This is a genomic window from Syntrophobacter fumaroxidans MPOB (assembly GCF_000014965.1).
GTDB classification, from domain to species: Bacteria; Desulfobacterota; Syntrophobacteria; order Syntrophobacterales; family Syntrophobacteraceae; genus Syntrophobacter; species Syntrophobacter fumaroxidans.
Genome location: NC_008554.1, coordinates 370,875 through 390,116, shown reverse-complemented (window position 1 = coordinate 390,116; position 19,242 = coordinate 370,875). Strand labels below are relative to the sequence as shown.

General features: G+C 59.0%; 17 protein-coding genes and 1 riboswitch. Of the genes, 6 read left to right on the top strand and 11 right to left on the bottom strand.

Translation table 11 applies throughout. The features are described from left to right. The first annotated feature begins 85 nt into the window (after positions 1 to 85). Complete coding sequence (locus tag SFUM_RS01650; RefSeq protein ID WP_041439571.1) at positions 86 to 658, top strand: flavodoxin family protein; 573 nt, start codon at positions 86 to 88, stop codon at positions 656 to 658. A gap of 159 nt (positions 659 to 817) precedes the next feature. On the opposite strand, the gene SFUM_RS01645 is transcribed toward SFUM_RS01650, so the two are convergent. The 9 genes from SFUM_RS01645 to SFUM_RS01605 all read right to left on the bottom strand — a co-directional run bounded on the left by SFUM_RS01645 (position 818) and on the right by SFUM_RS01605 (position 12,169). Next, on the bottom strand, positions 818 to 1,018 hold the full coding sequence (locus tag SFUM_RS01645; protein ID WP_011697197.1) for a hypothetical protein: 201 nt from the start codon (positions 1,016 to 1,018) through the stop codon (positions 818 to 820). A gap of 339 nt (positions 1,019 to 1,357) precedes the next feature. Then, entirely contained in the window at positions 1,358 to 2,419 is a 1,062-nt protein-coding gene (gene cobT, locus SFUM_RS01640; protein ID WP_011697196.1) for a nicotinate-nucleotide--dimethylbenzimidazole phosphoribosyltransferase, read from the bottom strand. A gap of 125 nt (positions 2,420 to 2,544) precedes the next feature. Beyond that, a riboswitch (cobalamin riboswitch) is annotated at positions 2,545 to 2,746 on the bottom strand. A gap of 26 nt (positions 2,747 to 2,772) precedes the next feature. Then, positions 2,773 to 3,048 carry a DUF3303 domain-containing protein gene (locus tag SFUM_RS01635; RefSeq protein ID WP_011697195.1) on the bottom strand — a complete coding sequence of 92 codons (276 nt, stop codon included), beginning with the start codon at positions 3,046 to 3,048 and terminating at the stop codon, positions 2,773 to 2,775. Positions 3,049 to 3,343: 295 nt separating this feature from the next. Then, positions 3,344 to 4,978, bottom strand: coding sequence for a protein kinase domain-containing protein (locus SFUM_RS01630; RefSeq protein WP_011697194.1), 1,635 nt, complete (start codon positions 4,976 to 4,978; stop codon positions 3,344 to 3,346). Between the two features lie 535 nt (positions 4,979 to 5,513). Next, the gene (locus tag SFUM_RS01625) at positions 5,514 to 8,033 is read right to left on the bottom strand and encodes a hypothetical protein (RefSeq protein WP_011697193.1); all 2,520 of its coding nucleotides are present in this window, start codon (positions 8,031 to 8,033) and stop codon (positions 5,514 to 5,516) included. A gap of 346 nt (positions 8,034 to 8,379) precedes the next feature. Further along, positions 8,380 to 8,997: a GTP-binding protein gene (locus SFUM_RS01620; RefSeq protein ID WP_011697192.1), complete on the bottom strand. Its 618-nt coding sequence runs from the start codon at positions 8,995 to 8,997 to the stop codon at positions 8,380 to 8,382. Next, the gene (locus SFUM_RS01615) at positions 8,985 to 9,401 is read right to left on the bottom strand and encodes a roadblock/LC7 domain-containing protein (RefSeq protein ID WP_011697191.1); all 417 of its coding nucleotides are present in this window, start codon (positions 9,399 to 9,401) and stop codon (positions 8,985 to 8,987) included. The genes SFUM_RS01620 and SFUM_RS01615 overlap by 13 nt, the downstream gene beginning before the upstream one ends. 141 nt (positions 9,402 to 9,542) lie before the next feature. Continuing rightward, complete coding sequence (locus SFUM_RS21235) at positions 9,543 to 10,697, bottom strand: pentapeptide repeat-containing protein (protein ID WP_011697190.1); 1,155 nt, start codon at positions 10,695 to 10,697, stop codon at positions 9,543 to 9,545. Positions 10,698 to 11,179: 482 nt separating this feature from the next. Beyond that, complete coding sequence (locus SFUM_RS01605; protein WP_011697189.1) at positions 11,180 to 12,169, bottom strand: queuosine 5'-phosphate N-glycosylase/hydrolase; 990 nt, start codon at positions 12,167 to 12,169, stop codon at positions 11,180 to 11,182. A 214-nt stretch (positions 12,170 to 12,383) separates the two neighbouring features. On the opposite strand from SFUM_RS01605, the gene SFUM_RS01600 reads away from it, so the two are divergent. The 5 genes from SFUM_RS01600 to SFUM_RS01580 all read left to right on the top strand — a co-directional run bounded on the left by SFUM_RS01600 (position 12,384) and on the right by SFUM_RS01580 (position 16,951). Then, positions 12,384 to 13,577 carry an ABC transporter substrate-binding protein gene (locus SFUM_RS01600; RefSeq protein WP_011697188.1) on the top strand — a complete coding sequence of 398 codons (1,194 nt, stop codon included), beginning with the start codon at positions 12,384 to 12,386 and terminating at the stop codon, positions 13,575 to 13,577. 79 nt (positions 13,578 to 13,656) lie between these two features. After that, positions 13,657 to 14,532: a branched-chain amino acid ABC transporter permease gene (locus tag SFUM_RS01595; protein WP_011697187.1), complete on the top strand. Its 876-nt coding sequence runs from the start codon at positions 13,657 to 13,659 to the stop codon at positions 14,530 to 14,532. A gap of 13 nt (positions 14,533 to 14,545) precedes the next feature. Continuing rightward, positions 14,546 to 15,526: a branched-chain amino acid ABC transporter permease gene (locus SFUM_RS01590; protein WP_011697186.1), complete on the top strand. Its 981-nt coding sequence runs from the start codon at positions 14,546 to 14,548 to the stop codon at positions 15,524 to 15,526. A gap of 2 nt (positions 15,527 to 15,528) precedes the next feature. Next, positions 15,529 to 16,242: an ABC transporter ATP-binding protein gene (locus SFUM_RS01585; protein ID WP_011697185.1), complete on the top strand. Its 714-nt coding sequence runs from the start codon at positions 15,529 to 15,531 to the stop codon at positions 16,240 to 16,242. 4 nt (positions 16,243 to 16,246) lie between these two features. Then, the gene (locus SFUM_RS01580; RefSeq protein ID WP_011697184.1) at positions 16,247 to 16,951 is read left to right on the top strand and encodes an ABC transporter ATP-binding protein; all 705 of its coding nucleotides are present in this window, start codon (positions 16,247 to 16,249) and stop codon (positions 16,949 to 16,951) included. 159 nt (positions 16,952 to 17,110) lie between these two features. On the opposite strand, the gene SFUM_RS01575 is transcribed toward SFUM_RS01580, so the two are convergent. Continuing rightward, positions 17,111 to 17,803 (bottom strand): CBS and ACT domain-containing protein, encoded by a 693-nt coding sequence (locus SFUM_RS01575; protein ID WP_011697183.1) that lies wholly within the window; start codon positions 17,801 to 17,803, stop codon positions 17,111 to 17,113. A 32-nt stretch (positions 17,804 to 17,835) separates the two neighbouring features. Next, positions 17,836 to 19,119 carry a CCA tRNA nucleotidyltransferase gene (locus tag SFUM_RS01570; protein WP_011697182.1) on the bottom strand — a complete coding sequence of 428 codons (1,284 nt, stop codon included), beginning with the start codon at positions 19,117 to 19,119 and terminating at the stop codon, positions 17,836 to 17,838. Positions 19,120 to 19,242: the final 123 nt, after the last annotated feature.

Below are 19,242 nucleotides of genomic sequence, written 5' to 3'. Positions count from 1 at the left end.
GACGGCCGCGTTGCCGCCGCGCCTGAGTGAAGGGGCTCCGGGCGGCGGCTTTTCCTTTTTCTGTCCCCACACAGCGAGGTGACGCATGAAAGTGGTCGCATTCAACGGCAGTGCCCGACAGGATGGAAACACCGCCATACTCCTCAGGACCGTTCTTGCCGAACTGGATAAGGAAGGCATCGAAACGGAGTTGATCCAGCTGGCGGGAAAACCCCTTCAGGGCTGTACCGCCTGTTATTCGTGCTTCAAGACCAAGGACGGGACCTGCGCCGTCGAGACGGACGAACTCAATGAATATCTGGCAAAAATGATCGAAGCGGACGGCATTTTGCTGGGTTCGCCGACCTATTTCGCGGACGTGTCCGCAAGCATGAAGGCATTGATCGAGCGATGCGGGCTGGCGGTCCGGGCCGGAGGCGATCTGCTCCGGCGCAAGGCGGGAGCCGGTGTGGTCGCGGTCAGGCGGGCCGGTGCGGTTCACGCTTTCGATTCCCTGAACTACTTTTTCACCATCAGTCAGATGATCGTTGTGGGGTCCAGCTACTGGAATATCGGAATCGGCATGGACCCGGGCGATGTGCACCGGGATGAAGAGGGGCTCCAGACGATGAGGACCCTCGGCGAGAACATGGCCTGGCTGCTCAAGAAGCTGCGGTGAGCGTGGAGGACGATCGGCGGAAGGGCGAAGGAGCCCGCACCGGCTTCCGATTTCGGAAAGCCCGTCAAGACTCCCGGCCCCGCGCGGGCGCCGGGAATCCGTATCCCTGCCTCGGGTCGTCTTCGAAAGGTTCAGAAGGATGGCGTTTCGTGTGCGGACTCAGGCATCGGAGGAAGCGTCCGGTTTCGCCTTCTTATAAAACTCCATCAGGAACTCGGTTTCCTTGGGTGAAAGATCGAACCGCAACACCGCCTCCTGGACAAGCGACTGGGCAGCCTTGTCCGGATGCTCTTCCAAAGAGGCCGAAATCCACTTCACCGCCCTGCGAATCGCTTCCCCTTCAGGCATAACCGTCGTCATAGATCAAAGCTCCTCTCGTGGTTGGGTTTCATTCTTCGTTCCATTATACTCATGAACGGCCAAAGGAAGCGAAACAAAAACGATAGGCACCCCGATTTACAATCCATCAGGATGACGGCTCCCGTATTCCATCCAGGCCGCCGCCCCTGCCGGCCGGCCCGGCGGCCCCCCGCGCGCGCTTACGAGGGAACACCCGGCAAGGACGGATATCGTGTCTGCGCGGTCTCCCCCGCGCTTCCGCGGGGAGGGATTCGGCCATGCGCGGGAGCGCGTGAGGCTGACGGGCATCGTCCGGGAGCACTTCGCCCTGGTTAGACCATGCGCGTGAGTGCCTGGGGATCAGTGCCCCGTGTCCGTCACTCCCGCTTCTTCGAAGGTCTTGCACTCAACGAGCACTTTCGCCGCCGCTTCCACGATGTTCATTGCCAGCGCGGACCCCGTGCCTTCCCCCAGTCTCATGTCCAGATCGAGTATCGGGCGCATGCCCAGCATGTCCACCATGGCGGTGTGTCCGACCTCCCGGCTCCGATGCGACACAAAAAGGTAGTCTGCGGCTTTCGGCGCGAGCCTGCATGCGACAAGCGCCCCGGCGGTGGCGATGAACCCGTCGCAGATGATCGGAACGCGGAGTGCCGCCGCACCCAGAACGGCGCCGCCCAAGGCGGCGATCTCAAACCCTCCCACTCCGGCGAGCACGCCCAGGGGATCATTCGGGTCGGGCCTGTTCACTGCGAGCGCCCTTTCAATCACTCGGACCTTCCGCTCGAACGCGACGTCGTCGATGCCGGTCCCCCTGCCGGTGAGATCCCGCACGGGCTTGCCGCCAAGAGCCGCGATGATGGCCGTCGACGGCGTGGTGTTACCAATCCCCATGTCCCCCGTGCCGAACAGGAGATACCCCTCCTTCAGGTGCGCGTCCTGCACGATTTCCGCACCGATCGTCAGACCCCGGACCGCCACCTCCCTGCTCATGGCGGGGCCCACGGCGATGTTTGCGGTGCCTTTGCCCAGTTTACGGCGCAAAACAGGCCAGTCCGGAGGCAGATCCGATGCGACGCCGCAATCCACCACCCGCACGGCCGCGCCGCAGTGGACCGCCAGGATGTTGATCGACGCCCACCCGCGCACGAAGCTGCCCACCATCTGCGCGGTCACTTCCTGCGGATAGGCGCTGACCCCTTCCGCGGCCACGCCGTGGTCGCCGGCCATGGTGAAGATGATCTTCCTGCCCACCGCGGGAGTGAGGCTCCGTTTGATCGCCGCCAGTCGCGCCGCGATGACCTCAAGCCGTCCCAGCGAATCGCGCGGCCGAATCTGAGCGTGCAGTCTTTCCCATGCCTTCGCCTCCCAATCCTTGGAGGCCGGCTCGATGCGTTCCAACAAACGATCAAGCTTCTCCATATCCTGCTGGCTCCTTTGAAAGCATTTGCTTTCTCGAAAAAAAATGATCCTTCAAACCTCTGCATCGAGGCTTGAAGGATCGCTTTATGGCTTCGGCAATCCCACCGCCCAACAAACGGCACCGACCGCACCAAGTCTTCACGGCAGGTCTTCTGGCTCGCGGATCGACTTACTTCCCGGCCCCTTCCCGTTCTCCCCCTGCGCACGAGATGAGAGAGCACAGTGGTCGCCGCCGGGTTTCATCCCCGCTCACAGCGCCGGCCAAACGCGTCGGCATCGCACCGACTTCCCTTTTGAGCCCGAGGCACCGCAAAGACATCGTTTCATCCGGGCGTCGAAAACCGAACCCGTTTTTACTTTGTACCGACCCGTTTGAGGAATTTCAGGGCCTTTTCCGTTTCCATGACGGGAATGATTTCGGCGATTCCGAGGTCCGTCCAGGCATAGACGGACGCCGCCAGGTGGACCTCGTCGTCGGCCTCGAACAGTCTGAAAACCCGATGGCCGGAGATGTCGAACCATTCACCCTTGACTTCCACACCCTGGTGTTTGGTACCGGTTCCCATGCCTCTCTGGATAACGTCGTCCCGGTCTTCAGGGGAATAGCTGAAAATGGCAAGAAATAACATGAAAATTCTCCTTTCTGGAGTGACTTCGACTGCTTTCGACCGTCGGACCCGGCCGCACGCCGTTAGACGATCGCGGGGACTTCCGTGCCACAATCCCCCGGAATATTCCGGCCCCCGCAGCGCCCGGCCAAGGCGCGCCGCACACTTCAAGCCTCCCGGCGGACAATCGGGTGCCCGTGCCAATGCCGACCATTATAGATAAACACGGGATGTTAACGCAAGTCAATCCGGGGAGCGCGATCCGGCATGCCGCGGGAAAAGGCGAGGACGGGAAGACCATGGGGGCCGAAGAAGGCTAGATCTTGGACCGGAGACGATCGAGCAGCTCATAATACTGACGCTCCACCCCGCGTCCCACCCATTCGGAAAAGGACTTTTCGAAGGTCAGAGAGATCTGGGTTGCACTTCGCCAACGCTTCATCGGATCACAGATCAGGCAGTTCATGATGATTTCGTTCATCACTTCGGGAATTTCAGGCCTCCACACTTTCGGGGGTGTCGGATACTGCTCGCAGTGCTGGATTTCGAATTCTTCGATCGACGATCCGCTGAAGGCCTGGATGCCGGTCAGCATCTCGTAGAGCAACGCCCCGAACAGGTATATGTCGGTGAAAAACGGCGGTTTCTTCCGGGACAGGTAGGGACGGAACTGCTCCGGGGCACGGTAGGCGAGCAACGGCAGCGGCAGGTGCTTGAGCGAAGCCGCCCTCGGGTTGGCCCGCTCGAGCTCGCTCAACAGCCCGCCGTTGCAGATTTTCACCAGGAACCGGTCGTCGTGCAGGAGTATCTTGGACGGGCGCAGATCCAGGTGGTGGATTTTTCGGATCTCCTCATCCTTCCCCATATGCAGGTGCAGGTCGCCGATCCCCTCGAGGATCTGGTAGGACAATCCGATGGCCAGCGGGATCGGCAGCACCTCCCCCATGTTGAAGATATCGACCAGGGAGAGCGGAAGGTGTTCCCTGATGATGAAGATGCGGTCCTCGCACTGGGCGATGTCGTGGATGCGCACGATATGCTGCGAATTGCTCATCATTTGAGCCCGAGCCCAGCGAGAAAGCACGGCGGGGTCGACGCCGGCGCCGTAAGGCCCGCTCAGGATCTGCCCGGCCAGCATTTCACCGGTGTCATCGTCGGTCACCTGCATGACCAGGGAAGTGACTCCCACGTGGAGCAGATTCGAAATGGTATAGGTGTGTTTCTCCCCGGCAACGAAGCTGTTCCGGGAATCGTTCCAGGAGGCGGCGTGCTGCCCGATGAGCTGGTCCAGGGAATGCTGGTCCAGGGAACTCAACGAAGGAGAAAGCGTTTCCGATTCCGGTTTGGCGACCTTCGGGGGTGGAGCCGGGCCCGCAGCGGCAGCGGCGACGGCTTCGGAACGAGCCTGGATCGTCGAGGAGACATCGTTTTTCTTCCGATTCTGGGAGCACTTGGTGATTTTGAGCAGGATCTGCCGTTTGAGCTGCTCATCGGCGGCGGGATCAGCGTAGATGTTCTCGTAGTACCGGATGGCCTCATCCCACTTGCCCAGTTTCCCGGCGCAGTCCCCGCACAGCTCCCAACACTGCATGACGCGAAAGCCGACTGCGGCGGCGGTCTTGAATTCACGGATGGCTTCGTCCCAGAACTGGCCGTCCATGAGCGCCAGACCGTACTCGAAGGTTTGATCGGGCTCGGCCATTCCGTAAGCGGGGCCCTGCGGCGCGGAGGGCGGCTCTCCCGCGGCGGTCTCTTCCGGTATGTGTCCGTGCTGCTTCTCGATCCTGGACCGCAGATCACTCTTCTCTTCCTCGGACAGGGCGCTCTGCTCAAGATCCTCCAGGATGCCCTTGACGATTTCCCCCGCGCCCTCCCCCAGTCCCTGTTCGAGATACAGGCGCGCCTCTTCGAGGCGGTTCAGGTAGGATTGAAACAAATCACCGTAGGCCATGCTTGTGAAGATCCCGTGATACAATTTTGCGTTCAAGATGAGTGCATTGGGCGGGAGGGCATAAAGCCCTCCCCTTGTCTGACGGGCACATCGATCCGTAGCAAGGGGCGGGGTTTATCCCTGGCCGCGTCAACCTCCCGACGGGCAGGTGTTGTGTCATCTTGAACGCACCTCGGTATGAATTCCCGTCAAATTCAAAACGATGCCGACGCCGGCGGCATTCCCCGATTCTCCCGTATATTTGCCGCACCCCGAACACATCCGTCAATGATTTTGATGGGGAAACCTCTTTGGGCGGGAAAACGCCAACGATTGGGAAAGCCCCCCCGCGGTCTCCCGCTCCCGGCTTGACCATCACCGGCCACAGGTCGTTCGGTCCTGCAGAGGGGCTGCATCTTCGGATGTCCGTCGCGGCGCGGCCGCCGCTGAAGGACATCCGGTCTGCAATTCCAGGCCGCGTTGGGCCCCTTCGGAACCGTTCCATCCATTCCCTCGCGAAGCCCGCCGGAAAGAGGAGCGAGCGGCCTTCCGCGGGCTAACCCAGCGATCTTACGGTCCGGTCCAGATTCAGCACTTCAACGGGTGCGTCCGCCACGCCCATGATGCTTCCGAGCATCCGGTCATCGCTCGCCTTGCCGATCACGATCTCGACATCATTGTGAAGATCCACGACCGCGGAATCACAAAACACGATCCCGTGCCGCTTGCCGCTGCTCAGCAGAATCGCCCCGCCTGAGCGGGCGGGCAATGACTCGCCGCCAAAAACCTCTGCGGGGATAGGCACAAATCGATAGCCCTTGAGAACCTCGAGCGGCAGTCCTCCCCACGTTCCAAAAAGGCCTGCCTTGATGTTCTTGAACATGGGCTTGAAATCGTTGAGGGAAGCATAGCCCTGCTTGACGAACTTTTTCACCTTCGCCCCGGAGACCTTGTCGATCTTGACCACCTGCGAGGCAAGCACGGCGAATTTCCTGCCACCCATACTGAAGTAGTATACCTGGTCCGGTCTGACATCTCCCTCGACGGAAAACGCCGGCGCATATCCCGGTTCCCGGAGTTCCTCGGCCTCGAGCACCACTTCCTCCAGTTCCACGGCGTCTTCGGCCGGACGCGGCACTTGCCCGCCGCGGCTCGAGATCGTCACATCAAGCTCCCCAAGCCACCGGATACGCTCGTCCCATTCGGGCTCCCTCGACTTGAATGCCAGGACGTGCTTCTCCACGTTCGCCCGTATGCCCTCGAGACGCGCAACGAGCGGCTCCAGTGCCTTGGTCTTGCCCAGGATTTGCTCGATCTGCCGAAGCCGCCTGTTTTCAAATTCGAGTCCCTGAACCGTCTCACTCACCAGTGCCCGGGACGCTTCGAGCCAACCCTTCAAGGCGCTGATCGGTCGGCGGTCGACAAAAGCGATTTGATCCTCGGGAAGAGTGGCCAGGGGGACGGCCTGATCGACTTCCATCCCGGCGTCGGCTTCCGTCGCAAGCCGCGATGTGATCGGCGCCTTGTCCAGAGAGGTCTTGTCGCGCTGGGTCTGGAACCGTGCGATGAGGTTCTTGACCTTTTCCTTCTCCTGCCGGTCGAGATGGCCTTCCTTGAGCAGAATGGGTTTGAGCAGCTCCTGCGAATCGCGGACCATTTCGATCAATTGGGGATTGATGGCATGGGGTTTGGTCTTGAGACGCTCGAGCACGGCCTTCAGGATTTTGTAGATCGAGTTCGCCCCTGCGCTCTTGCGGCAATGGGGCTCGAGGCTGCTCAGGGAGGCCTGGAGGCTGGAGATGTTCTCGACGGAGAATTCCCAATCCAGGCTGAGGTATGCGATTTTGAACGCATCCAGCAGGGCGGCGAGCTCCGTTCCTTCCTCGGCTTCCAGCTCCGCGGCCGGCGCCGTTTCCGCCTTCTCGGCCCGCACTTCATCCAATACCGGTGCCGGAGTGACGGCAGGCGCGTCGGAAACCGGCTTAAACCAGTCGGGAGCCGGCATCACCGCTGTGGGAGCAGGCTCAGCCTTCTCCGGAGCCGCTCTGAACAGATCGGAAGCCGGCTTGTGCGGTTCGGCGGACAGTATCTCTTCGAGATTGAGGTCGGCGAGAAGATCCACTTGCGGCGCCTTGGGTGCGGGTTGCTCCGCAGCGACGCGAGGAGCGGGCGGTTCCTCGGCCTTCGCTTCCGCCCCGGGGATCTCGAACTGGAATTCGGCTGTCGGGGTTTTTGCCGAAGGCGCGGGCGGAATCGGACTCGACGGCACGAAGAGACTGTCGATTTCCTGGTCGAGCTGCAATTCAAAGTCGCCGGACTTGATTTCCACGGGTTTGACGGGAGAAGAAGGAGTCGCGGGAGGCGCCTCGGCTTTCAGAGGCTCGAAAACGGGTTCCTCCATGATGTCCTCGGTCTTGATCTTCCCGGTGGCAAGGATATCCGGAACAGGCCGGCTCTGGGCCGCCGTCGGCTCGGACTTCGGTGACGCAGCGGTCTCGGCCTGGAACAGGAGATCGATTTCCCGGTCGATCTCGACTTCCAGCTCACCCCCTCCGGCGACCGGCGCCGCGGCCTCGGGTTGCAGTTCCGTCATCCTGTGAAAGCCTTCAGCCGACTCCGGAAGGTCGGGAACGACCTTGGGGACCGTTTGGGCCGGAATCTCCGGCACCTTCTCGGCAACGGCGGGACCAACCGCCTTGAATGCGGTTTCAAGCGAGATCTCGGGAACGGGCTCGACATCCGGCTTCGACAACCTCTCGGGCGCAATCCCGGAAAGCGATGTGGCGGCAGGCTTCGGCGCCGTCTCGGGAACGGGTTCGACGGTCAGCTTCGGTACCATCTCGGGTGCAATCCCGGCAACGATCTCGGGAGCCACCTTGGGGGAAGTCGCGGGAGCCGGCCGGGGCGGCGCAGGTTGCGCTTCCTTCCCGATCGCCGCAGATGAGCCCGCATCCTGCGCAGTCTGACCGGCAGGAATGAACAGGCTGTCGATCTCCTGATCTATCTGCAGTTCAAATGCGTCAAAATCGATCTTCCTCTTTTTTTCTGCTGCATCATCATTTTGTTTTTCGGACATCGGCGTGTTCCTTCCTGACATAAGCCGGCCCAACCTTCTCCCGGGCCGCCGGACAAAGGCCGCAAGATATGCTGTATTCCCATTCGGCAACGTCGGATCGCGATGTCGTGAAGATCATCGGTTGCCGTCGATCCATTGACGATTGTTCTCGCTCATTTCCATTGGAAACGACCCGGAATAATAATCCCGAGGCCTTCAATCTGCCGGTAGCGGAGTGCCTGGCGCTGATGCGTGCCCTCCGGACACCGCCGCTCGGTTGGTTCGGAAGATTTCGACCCGGCCCGGATTGGGCGGGCATAAGAACTCCACACAATTGCTCCATCCGCGCGGACCGCCGGATGCCTCCCTACTTTAAATCTCCGCCCACTTTCTGGATCACGTTCTTTATGGTGCGCTTGCTGATTTCCCTCAAAGTCTCATAAACCCCGTTCCCCCTCATGGCGCTTGCCTCGAAGGCCGGAACTTTCAGGTCCTTGTTCAGGTCTTCCTGCATCTCTTCAACAGAGAGGAGAGGAATGTTGGATTCCATGAGGTCGCGTTTGTTGTACTGGAGAACGAGGGGGATATCGTGAATGTCGAGACCTTCGTCCGTCAGGTTTTCGGCAAGGTTCAGGAGGCTCTCCACGTTCTTTTGCTTCTGAACGCGCAACGAATCCGCCACGAAGGCAACTCCGTCAACCCCTCGCAGAACCAGCTTTCTCGTGGTGTTGTACATGACCTGACCCGGAACCGTGTACAACTGGATGCGGATGCTCAGGTTCAGGATCTTGCCGATGCTCAGGGGCAGGAAATCAAAGAAGAGAGTACGGTCGCCCTTCGTGTCGATCGTGACCATCTTGCCGCAAACCTGCTTGGACATCGATTCGTGAATGAAAAGCAGATTCGTGGTCTTGCCTCCTCGACCCGGACCATAGTAGACGATCTTGGCTTGAATTTCGTTCTTGTTAAGGTCTATAAAGGCCACTTGTTCTTTCCTTCCAAACCCTTGAAAATTGAGGCCATCTGCTCAATCGCGCGATTCAGCTTGAGCCTAATCAACCCGAGTGACACGCTTTCGTTAAACAGTGTTATAATAATGTGTTCTCTGCCCAATCTGCTGAAATGGATATTTCGCTTGTCCCCCTTGTGAAAGAGTAAGGAAAAGTCTTCTTCGCCGATCAGTTTGGCGATCTCGGCCGTGGCGGCGAAATTTGCAGCAGACAAGGCAGCCAGAGAGAATATGTCTTCCATATGCATGGAACCCTGCTGCATGATCAGATTGCCCGACATATCCACAATGATCACATGATCTGCGCCGGCATCGAGAAGTTCTTTTCCGACAATGCTTTCGAGCTGTAGGATTTGCTCTCTCGTCACAATCAAGCTCATTCTGAATCATACCCTTTTTGCTATGAATTCAGACCTTTGTCACCACCTCGCCAAGACGAATTCCGGACGGGTGCGCTCAAAACGGCTGCAATATCGAAGTGCTGAGCGAAAGACGCCTGTCCATCTGCTCTTTTAATATCGTCAAGTTTTTTTCATCTCTTTATGATAATTGACAGTCAAATCAAACAGCGGATGGTTGCGTTTGATACGGATAAAGCGCAACGGCGCAATGAACACATCCTCCTCGGCAACAATCGAGCAAAGGATTTCCCCCGTATCCGTGGACGCAAAAGCGTCAATAATCTGCACCTCCTGGGTGGGACGAATGTTCTTGCCTTCCGCGACCGTGAGTTTCATCAACTCCCTGGATGGATAGGCCGGGATGGGCAGATACCGGCGGATCTCGCGCAGCATGCTGCCGTGTTTCCCCCTCATGAACGCCGGCATACTTTCGTCGCGGCGGCGCATCGCTTCGATGATCAGGTTTTCCACGGGCTTGTTGATCGTACTCGCCCCCACCTCCTCGAGCGTCACCGTTTCGAAGCGCCCCCCTTCCCATGCCAGCATCTTGAACAGGGCATCCTCGCCGTCCAGCCGGTCCAGTTGGGCATGGTAGACCCTTCCCGAACCGACGTGAATGGTGCCGCACCCGCTCTCGGATTCAATCTTGAACATCAGGTTGGACCGGGACAGACAGACGATCTGGATCAGGTCGGTCAGTTGGATGCCTCCCACCGAACCGACAAATCCCTGGTACTGTGAGGGGTTTTTCGGCGGAGTCTCGTAGTGGTCGACCAGTTTCCCCTCGAGGTAGGCCTCCGACAGGTTTGCCCCTCGCAGATTCGTCATGCGCAGATTGGCCTGGCTGAGCTTGGCCTTCCAGAGATTCGCGCCCTGCAGATTGGCCCCCTCGAGGTCCGCGGATTCCAGGTTGGCCTCCTTGAGGTTCGCCTTCACCAGGGTCGTGCCGACCAGGGTTGCCTCGCGCAGGTTCGCTCCCGCCAGATTGACGGCGCGCAAATTCGCCACGTTGATCCTGGCCGACTGCAGAATGGCCCCTTCCAGGTTGGCGATCGCCATGTTGCAATTCTGCATGTTCGCCTGCTGCAGATTTGCGTTTCTCAGATTGGATCTGCTCAGATTGGCGCTCGACAGGTCCGCATTTCGAAGGTCGGCTTCGGCAAGCCAACCGGCGGATGAAAGGTCCAGGTTGGAAAGGTCTACGCCTCTCAAGTAGGCCGGCCCCCTCCCGGAAATAACGGCCATGAGCAGCTGCTTGCGGGTAATTTCGGGCATATGAATGTCCTCATGTTGTGAAATGCTTCGCATTTTCCGCAGAGAACGCGGTGATTGCGGCATGGCCCCGCTGCCGCCCGGGACAACACACTACAGGCAACCCCGGCCATACTACCCTATATTCGGCAGGATCACAAAGAACCATTACAAATGGAAAAGCTTTTCCGACCCGTTTTTTGGCCCGCACCCGCCACGAACCAACCACTTTCGGTCCGGACGCGACCGTGGCTCAACCCAAACCGCGCTCCCCCGTGAAAACGGGTCAAGGGAGCGGCACCGGCTTGACTCCTGCCGATCCGCCCGGTCAAAGGGAAAACATGTCATGGTTGCCGACCTTCCGGAGGGCTTCGTGCCGATTCGCGCTCAACAGCGCGCAGCAAGGAATCGGCGGGAGGTGAAGCGCACGGGGATGAACCCCGACCTAATACCGGTCTCCCGGAAAACAGGCTCCCCCGGGAATCCATCTTTCGGGCAAGCCGGGTTCAGTAATAGATCGTGCGACAAAGATGGTAAGGATACTTTCTGAAATACTCCAGCTGCCCCAACTGCCAGAGCCAGCCATCCACGCGCATGCTTGTCGGTTCGGCGCCCCGCCGTTCAAACGCTTTCTTCAGGGCTTCCACCGCCCATACCGTCGCCGCCCTGATCTCAACCTCTTCCTCGCTTCCGGCAGGCAGCCGCTCCCGCCTCTCGATCCTTTCCGCCAGTTCGGGGTGATACACGATCAGTCCGAACCGGCGCAGAACCTGGGGAAGCTTGTAGTCGGCGAACGCGGTAAGCCGTTCTATATCCTCGAACGCCCCCCAATCCCTTCCGTCGAATGCCGAATGAAGATCCGCCGCAAACAGCTGCGCCCTCTTCCAGAAATACACCGGCCGCCCTCGATACCCGCACTCGTCGCGAAAGCTCGAGAAGCTGTCGACCACGCCTTTCACGACGTCGACGGCGCTGCGCCCCGCGGAAGCAACCAGGTTGACGATGTCGCCTTCCCACCGCGCGAGCAGTACCCGCCCCGCTTCGCGCAGGTTCTCCAGGCGGGCCTCGAGGAGCGGAATCTCGCCCGTTCCGGCTAAAATCTCGCGCAATGTTCCCGGGGACAGACCTGCCAGGAACGATGCATTCGTCACCGGGACGCCGCTTTCCATGGCTCGCTTGAGAGAGGCGGCAAGGCCCGCATAGCCGGAATATTCGTTCCCCCGGTAACGCACGGACCAGAGCGGTTCATTCTCATCAGGCCAGAAACAGTGGTTGAGAACGTCCAGGACGAACACCCAGCGCACCGTCTCCAGGCCTCCGTCGAAGAAGTGCCAGGGCTGTTTCCAGGTGGGGACCGAGTCCAACAGGTGTCCCCATCGCTCGATGCACAATTCCGCCGACGCGGGATGGAACGTCACCCAGCGGCTGCGCTCCACCACCGGAGCTATCGACTCCAGCACCGGAAAAGCGCGCGGGCTTTCGTGCAGGTTTTCCATTTCCTCTCCCGACGTCGAATCCTTGGCCTTGACTTCTTTGTCCTCTTTAGACTAGTGTAATTTTCCACACGGTGCCAGCTCAAACTATTCTTCCTCCCCCTACCCAGCGTGCGCCGTGAACCCGGTTTGTGCTTTATTTCATTTGTTTCACGCTTCAGTGCCACGGGTTTGCCTCTCAAGCCCCAAGGATCCATCTTTGCCGAAAGGAGAAAAAATGAAGCGCATGGTGTCGGCTATTGTGACTTTGTCTTTTGCACTCGCGTTCCTGGTCCTGCCGGCTTTCGCTCAGGAAACCGTCAAGGTGGGCATCATTCTGCCGGTCACGGGAGAAAAGGCGAAATTCGGCGAAATCGAGAAGAAGTCTTTCGAGATGGCCCTGGAGGAGATCAACGCAGCGGGGGGCATCAACGGGAAGAAGCTCGAATTCCTGCTTGAAGACGACACCGGACGCCCGGATGTGGCTCGTTCGGCGGCCGAGAAGCTCATCACCAAGGACAAGGTGGTCATGCTCGGCGGCGGATACGGGAGTTCCGAGACGTTTGCCATTGCCGGCGTTGCGCAACAGAGCCGCATCCCTTTCCTCGTCAACACGGGATCGGACGATAAGATCACGGAAAAGAAATGGGAATACATCTTCCGCCTGAACCCCCCCGTGAGTGAGTATCCGAAGGGGCTCGAATCCTTCCTCACCGAGGTGGTGAAACCGAAGACGGCGGTCATTTTGTACGAAAACACCAACTTCGGGTCCTCGGGGTCCAAGGAGTTCAAGGCGACCTGCGAACGGCTGGGCATCAAGGTGCTCATGATGGAAGGCTACGAACACGGCGGAGTGGATTTCAAGCCCCTGCTGATCAAGGTCAAGCAGGCCAATCCGGATCTCGTTTACATGATTTCCTACCTCATGGACGCGTCGCTGCTCATGAGGCAATCCCTGGAGCTTCGCGTCACGCCCAAGCTCTTCGTCGGGGGGGCGGCGGGTTTTACGCTGCCCGAATTTCAGAAGAATGCGGGCAAGGCCTCCGACATGGTCTACTCCGCGACCCTGTGGTACCAGACCCTGCCCTACCCGGGAGCCAAGAAATACTTCGACGATTTCAAGAAAAAATTCGGGGTTGATACGGAATATCACGGTGCCGAGGCCTATGCCGCGGCTTTCGTGATCGCCGATGCACTGAAACGGACCAAATCCATGGGTCCGGAAGATGTCCGCCAGGCGCTGGCCGCCACCGACATGATGACGGTTTTCGGCCCCGTCAAGTTCATCGCTTACGACACGATGACCAACCAGAACAAACTGCCCACCTACCTGGTGCAGTGGATCGACGGGAAGCTCGAGCTGGTGTGGCCGAAGGACGTCGCCTCCAAACCATACGTGTATCCTATCGACTGGGAAAAGGTCTGGAAATAGTCGCATGGAACCGGGGCAGGCCCCCCTGCCCCGACCTCCACTTTCTTCAGCGCGGGTCTCACACGGAGGACAAAGTCCCATGGAAGTTCTTATCCAGACGCTTGTGGCAGGGATTCTGATGGGTGGCATTTATGCTCTCGTCGGTCTGGGAATGACCCTGATCATGGGTGTCATGAAAATCGTCAACCTGGCTCACGGTCAGTTGATGATGATTGCCATGTACATCACTTTCGTTCTGTTTGATCATTTCCATATCGATCCTTATTTTTCGCTCCTGGTGAGCATGCCGGCACTCTTCCTCCTGGGGGCTTTCATCCAGAAATATCTTCTGAATCCCCTGTTGAAAGTGGATTCGATTCTGCCCGAAAACCAGGTGCTCATGACGGTGGGCATCGGGATGATCCTGACCGAGATCGTTCGATTCATTTTCCAATCCGACTACAAGTCCGTCAAGACATCCTACAGTTTCTCCACCATGTATCTGGGAACGATATCGTTCAACACTTCCATGGTTGTTGCATTCTGCATCGCCGTCCTGCTGACGGGCGGCCTGTTTTTCTTTCTCGCCAAGACGGATGTCGGCAAGTCCGTACGGGCAACCGCTCAGAACAAGGACGCCGCACTGCTGATGGGTGTCAACGCCGAGTGGATCACCATTCTCACTTATGGTTTGGGCGCCGCGCTGGTCGCGGCCGCAGGCACGCTGCTCCTGCCCATCTATTACCTCTTTCCCGACGTTGGCGGCCGTTTTACGCTAAAGGCCTTTGTGATCACCATCCTCGGAGGCATGGGAAGCACGGTGGGGGCCATTGTGGGAGGGGTTTTTCTCGGCATTGCCGAGTCGCTGGGAGCCACGTATATTTCCATGGCCCTCAGTGATGCGGTCGGCCTGGTGATATTTCTCCTTGTGCTCATCTTCCTGCCGGGCGGCCTGAAAAAGCTCACCAAGATCTAGCAAGGGCGGTGATATGAAATCAATTCGTTGGTCGACGCTTGTCATCCTTTTATTACTTGCCGTTTTTCCCCTCGTGATCCAGTCCGATTACTACCGGCACATCCTCATCATTGCGCTCATGTGGGTGGTCATCGGATCATCATGGAATCTGCTGTCCGGTTATACGGGACAGGTCTCGTTCGGCCATGCCATTTTTTTCGGCATCGGCGCCTACACGGCGGGGCTGTGCACGACCCAGCTCGACATATCGGCATGGTACGGCATGCTGCTGGGAGGACCGGTCGCCCTTCTCATCGGGCTCGTCATCGGATGGATCTGTTTCCGTCTGCGCGGCCCTTACTTTGCCCTCGCGACCATCGCGGTGGGCGAGATCTTCCGGCTGGTCGCCACGGAGTGGGTCGACTTCACGGAGGGCATGCAGGGCATCCTCATCATCCAGACATTCCGGAGCAAGATTCCTTACTATTACCTGGCCCTCGGTCTGGCAGCCGCATGCATTTATTCCATCCACACGGTCATGAATTCAAAGTGGGGTTACTACTTCCTGGCCATCCGGGAAGACCAGGACGCCGCCGAAGCCCTGGGGATCAGCAGTTTTCGTTACAAGAGCCTCTCCCTTATGATCAGCGCCTTTTTCACCGGTCTTGCCGGTGCCTTTTACATGAACTACATGGCGTTCATCGACCCTCAGGTGGTCTTTTCGCTCCACTTCATCTCCATCATGGCCATCCTCGTGGGAATCATCGGCGGCGTGGGAACCCTCTGGGGCCCGCCGACGGGTGCCTTTATCATGGTCCTGCTCCAGGAGACATTCCGGAGCGCCTTTTTCGGCATGCTTCCGAAGTGGGTCAGTGAGGCCCACGTCCTGGTTTTCGGATTGCTGGTCATCTTCGTCATCCGCTACATGGCCAACGGCATTGTGGGAGACTGGGGCAAGATCCGCCAGGTTTTCTCCGGCCGGAAAGCATCACCTTCTGCAGGAAGTGGAAACTGATCATGAATTTTTTTCAAACACATCGTCTCGTCAAGGCCTTCGGCGGCCTGCTCGCCGTCAACGACCTGACTTTTGAGGTCGAGAAAGGGGAAATATACGGCTTGATCGGTCCAAACGGTTCCGGCAAGACGACCGTTTTCAACCTGATCACCGGTTACTACCCGATCACTTCCGGTTACATCGAGTTCCAGGGGAAGAGACTCAACGGCCTGCCGACCTGGAGGGTCTGCAAGCAGGGCATCGGGAGGACTTTCCAGATCGTGAAGCCCCTGCGTCGAATGACGGTGCTCGAAAACGTCATGACCTCCGCCTTCAACAGGACTTCACGGGAGGCGGAAGCCCGTGAAAAAGCCCTGGAAGTGCTGGATTTCTGCGAACTGACCAAAAAGCAGGACTATCCCGCAAAAGGCCTCACCATCGGCGACCGCAAGCGCATGGAGATCGCGCGGGCGCTTGCCACCGCCCCCGAGCTGCTCCTGCTGGACGAAACCATGGCCGGCCTGACGCCCCAGGAGCAGGCCGACGGCGTCCAACTGATCCGCAAGGTCCGCAATTCCGGAATCACGATCATCATTGTCGAACACATCATGCACGTGATCATGAACTTGTGCGACCGCATCCTTTGCATCAACTACGGTCAGGAGATCGCACGAGGAACGCCGGCGGAAGTGGCCAACAATCAAGCCGTTATCGAGGCGTATCTGGGAAAGGAATAGGATCATGCTGCGGATGGAAAATGTGAACGCCGGATACGGCGACGTCCAGGTGCTCTGGGATGTCTCCTTCGAAGTCAAGGCGCGGGAATTTGTGGTACTGGTGGGAGCCAACGGAGCCGGCAAGAGCACGATCATGAAGACCATATCGAGCCTGCTCCATCCGACGTCGGGGACCATCTGGTTCGAGGATCAGAGGCTGGATCACGTGCAGCCGTATCATATCATCGACGTCGGCATCGCCCATGTGCCGGAGGCACGCCAGTTGTTTCCCGAAATGACGGTCCTGGAGAATCTTGAAATGGGCTCGCTGTGCGCCAGGGCAAAGCCGCATCGAAAGGAAAGCATCGAGTGGGTGCTCGACCTTTTCCCCCGGCTTCGCGAACGCCGCAAACAACTGGCGGGCACGCTGTCCGGAGGGGAACAGCAGATGTGCGCCATCGCTCGCGGGCTGATGTCCAAGCCCAAGATGCTGCTCTTCGACGAGCCTTCGCTCGGGCTTTCCCCGCTGCTCACCCAGGAGATTTTCCGCCTTGCCTCGAAGATCCACGGCGAGGGAATGACGATCCTCATGGTCGAGCAAAACGTCAAGCAGACGCTTGCCATTTGCGACCGGGCCTATGTTCTCGAAAACGGCCGCATCGCGCTCGAGGGAAAAGGCCGCGAGCTGCTCGAGAACGAGGAAGTCAAACAGGCATTTCTCGGAATTTGATCCCATTGGCCGGAACAGGCCGGGAATTTTGCGTGTGTGAAAGGAAAACCGGCGGGTGAACACCCGCCGGTTTTCCTTTGTCGGCCCGTGGCTCGGTCGGGGGGAACGACTCGCGCAACGGACGCAGGGCGCATCGTTTGAACCGCCCGCACAGTTTTCTCATGCCACCAGGTCGTGGAATATTTCCCGCTTGTTGTCGCGGTGGTCCACGATGTAGATCAGCATGGCAACTTGCTTCAGTTCCTCGACCAGCTTCGGTAGGACGGCGCGGTCTATATCGTAGGTCCTGATGTATACGATGCGATGGCCGGGCGCCGCATATTCATACGAGCTCAGGATGCTCGCGATCCGACCGTCGTACTTGCGGATAACGTCCGTGATGTTCTTGATCGAGCCGGAACGGTCCTCCACCTGGAAAGCCAGTTGGATGCCCTTTTTGCCGAGCCCGCTCAGCATGATCAGGACCTTGAAAAGATCGTCGCGCGTGATGACCCCGACCACCAGTCCGTCGTCATCCAACACGGGACAGCCCGAGATCTTCTTCCTCATCAGCAGTTCCGCGGTCTCTTCCACGGTGAAGTTTTGCGAGACGGTGATGGGAGTCTTGGTCATGATGTCCTGGACCTTGATCTTGGAAATAAGGTAGAGCAGTTCGTGCATGTCCAGGGTCGTGGCATCGGAGGCCGAAGCCCGCTTGAGGTCCGTGTCGGACACCACGCCGACCAGCTTCCCCCTGGCAACCACCGGCAGCATGCGGATCTTGTGTTCCTTCATCAGGCTCATGGCATGTTGCATCGAATCATCTTCTTCAATGGTGACCACCGTCTTGCTCATCCAATTCTTAACCAGCATTCTTCATCCTCCAACGTTCGGATTTTGCGCCTTCACGACGTTTCGATTTCTGCCTCTTTATGGAATTCTTTTCGGATAAAATCCATAAGAATTTTTCTTTCATTCATAAATGGATTCTCGATAACTTCCAGGTGAGCCCTTTCGAGAATTTTTCCCACGCGTGGACCGGGTTTGAGCCCGGTGATGCGCATGACGTCTTCACCGGTTATGGGAAGGTCCCTCAGCCTCGGAACGGGACGCAACTCCACTTCCCCGCGATAGCGCCGGTACAGGCCGCTCAGTTGCTCCGCGCCGGCGGAATCGCCGCCCGCGGCGCGACAGGCCCGGGCAAGCTCCAGGACATCCCCGGCAAATTCCGGACCGGTCCGCGCTATGAAGCGTCGCAAATCCGCGTCAGTCCAATTCGCCGAGTCGCCCGGAAGCGGGTTCTCCAGAATGCCGAGAACACCCTGAATTTGCCTGCGCGACAGCCGCCACCGCACCATCACCTCTTCGGCCCTGCGGCTTGAAACGCAGCGCCCGCATGGAGAGACGGCTCCAAGGGAGGCTTCTTCCTCCACCAGGCCGTGGAGCAACGCGGCCATCCTGATCCTCAACCGGTTCGGACATCGTCCCATCGTGTCGATGGCGTGACTGCACCCGCTCTCGTGGAGCTCGGGCAAAACCGTTCGCAACACGCGGCTTTCCTCCATAAGCCGGAGGGCACTCACGGCGTTCCCGCCCGAAAGGATCCTGAAGACCTCCTCGCGTACCCTCTCCCCCGCAACCGCGGCGAGACCGTTCGCCTCGGAGCGGGCCGCGGCACAGGTTCCCGGCTCGACGTCAAGCCCGAGCTCACTGACGAACCGGAAGACTCGCAGCACCCTCAGCGGGTCCTCGCGAAAACGACGGCCCGCATCCCCCACGGCGCGAAGTATCCGGGCGTCGGCGTCGTTGCACCCGCCGTGAGGATCAAGGAACGATCCTTCCGGGTACGACAACGCCAGGGCGTTGATTGTGAAGTCCCGCCGGCCGAGATCTTCTAGAATCCCTTCCAGTCCGCTTCCCGGAGTGCTGGTGACCTCGACGTCCCTGGTCCTGGTGTGGACCTGGACCGTCCCATGCCGAATTCCGATGGGAATGACCCTCGGGAAGAGTCTCACCACTTCATCGGCCGAGGCGTCCGTCGCCAGATCGAAGTCCCTGGGCGCCTGCCCCAGAAAGTGGTCGCGCAACGCGCCGCCCACCAGCCAAACGCCATGGCCGGCGTCCGACAGGATGCCCATCATCGCCATGACATCCGGAGGCACAATGTCGAATCCGACCTTTTCCCGCATCGCCCATACCTTCCTAAATCCGGTCGCACCCGATCGGGACCGCGCCTGTTCCATATTGGTGCAACCATAACCCATCGGCCCGAGGATTCCCACCCGTCACACCTGTTGGTCGCTTTCAGGTCT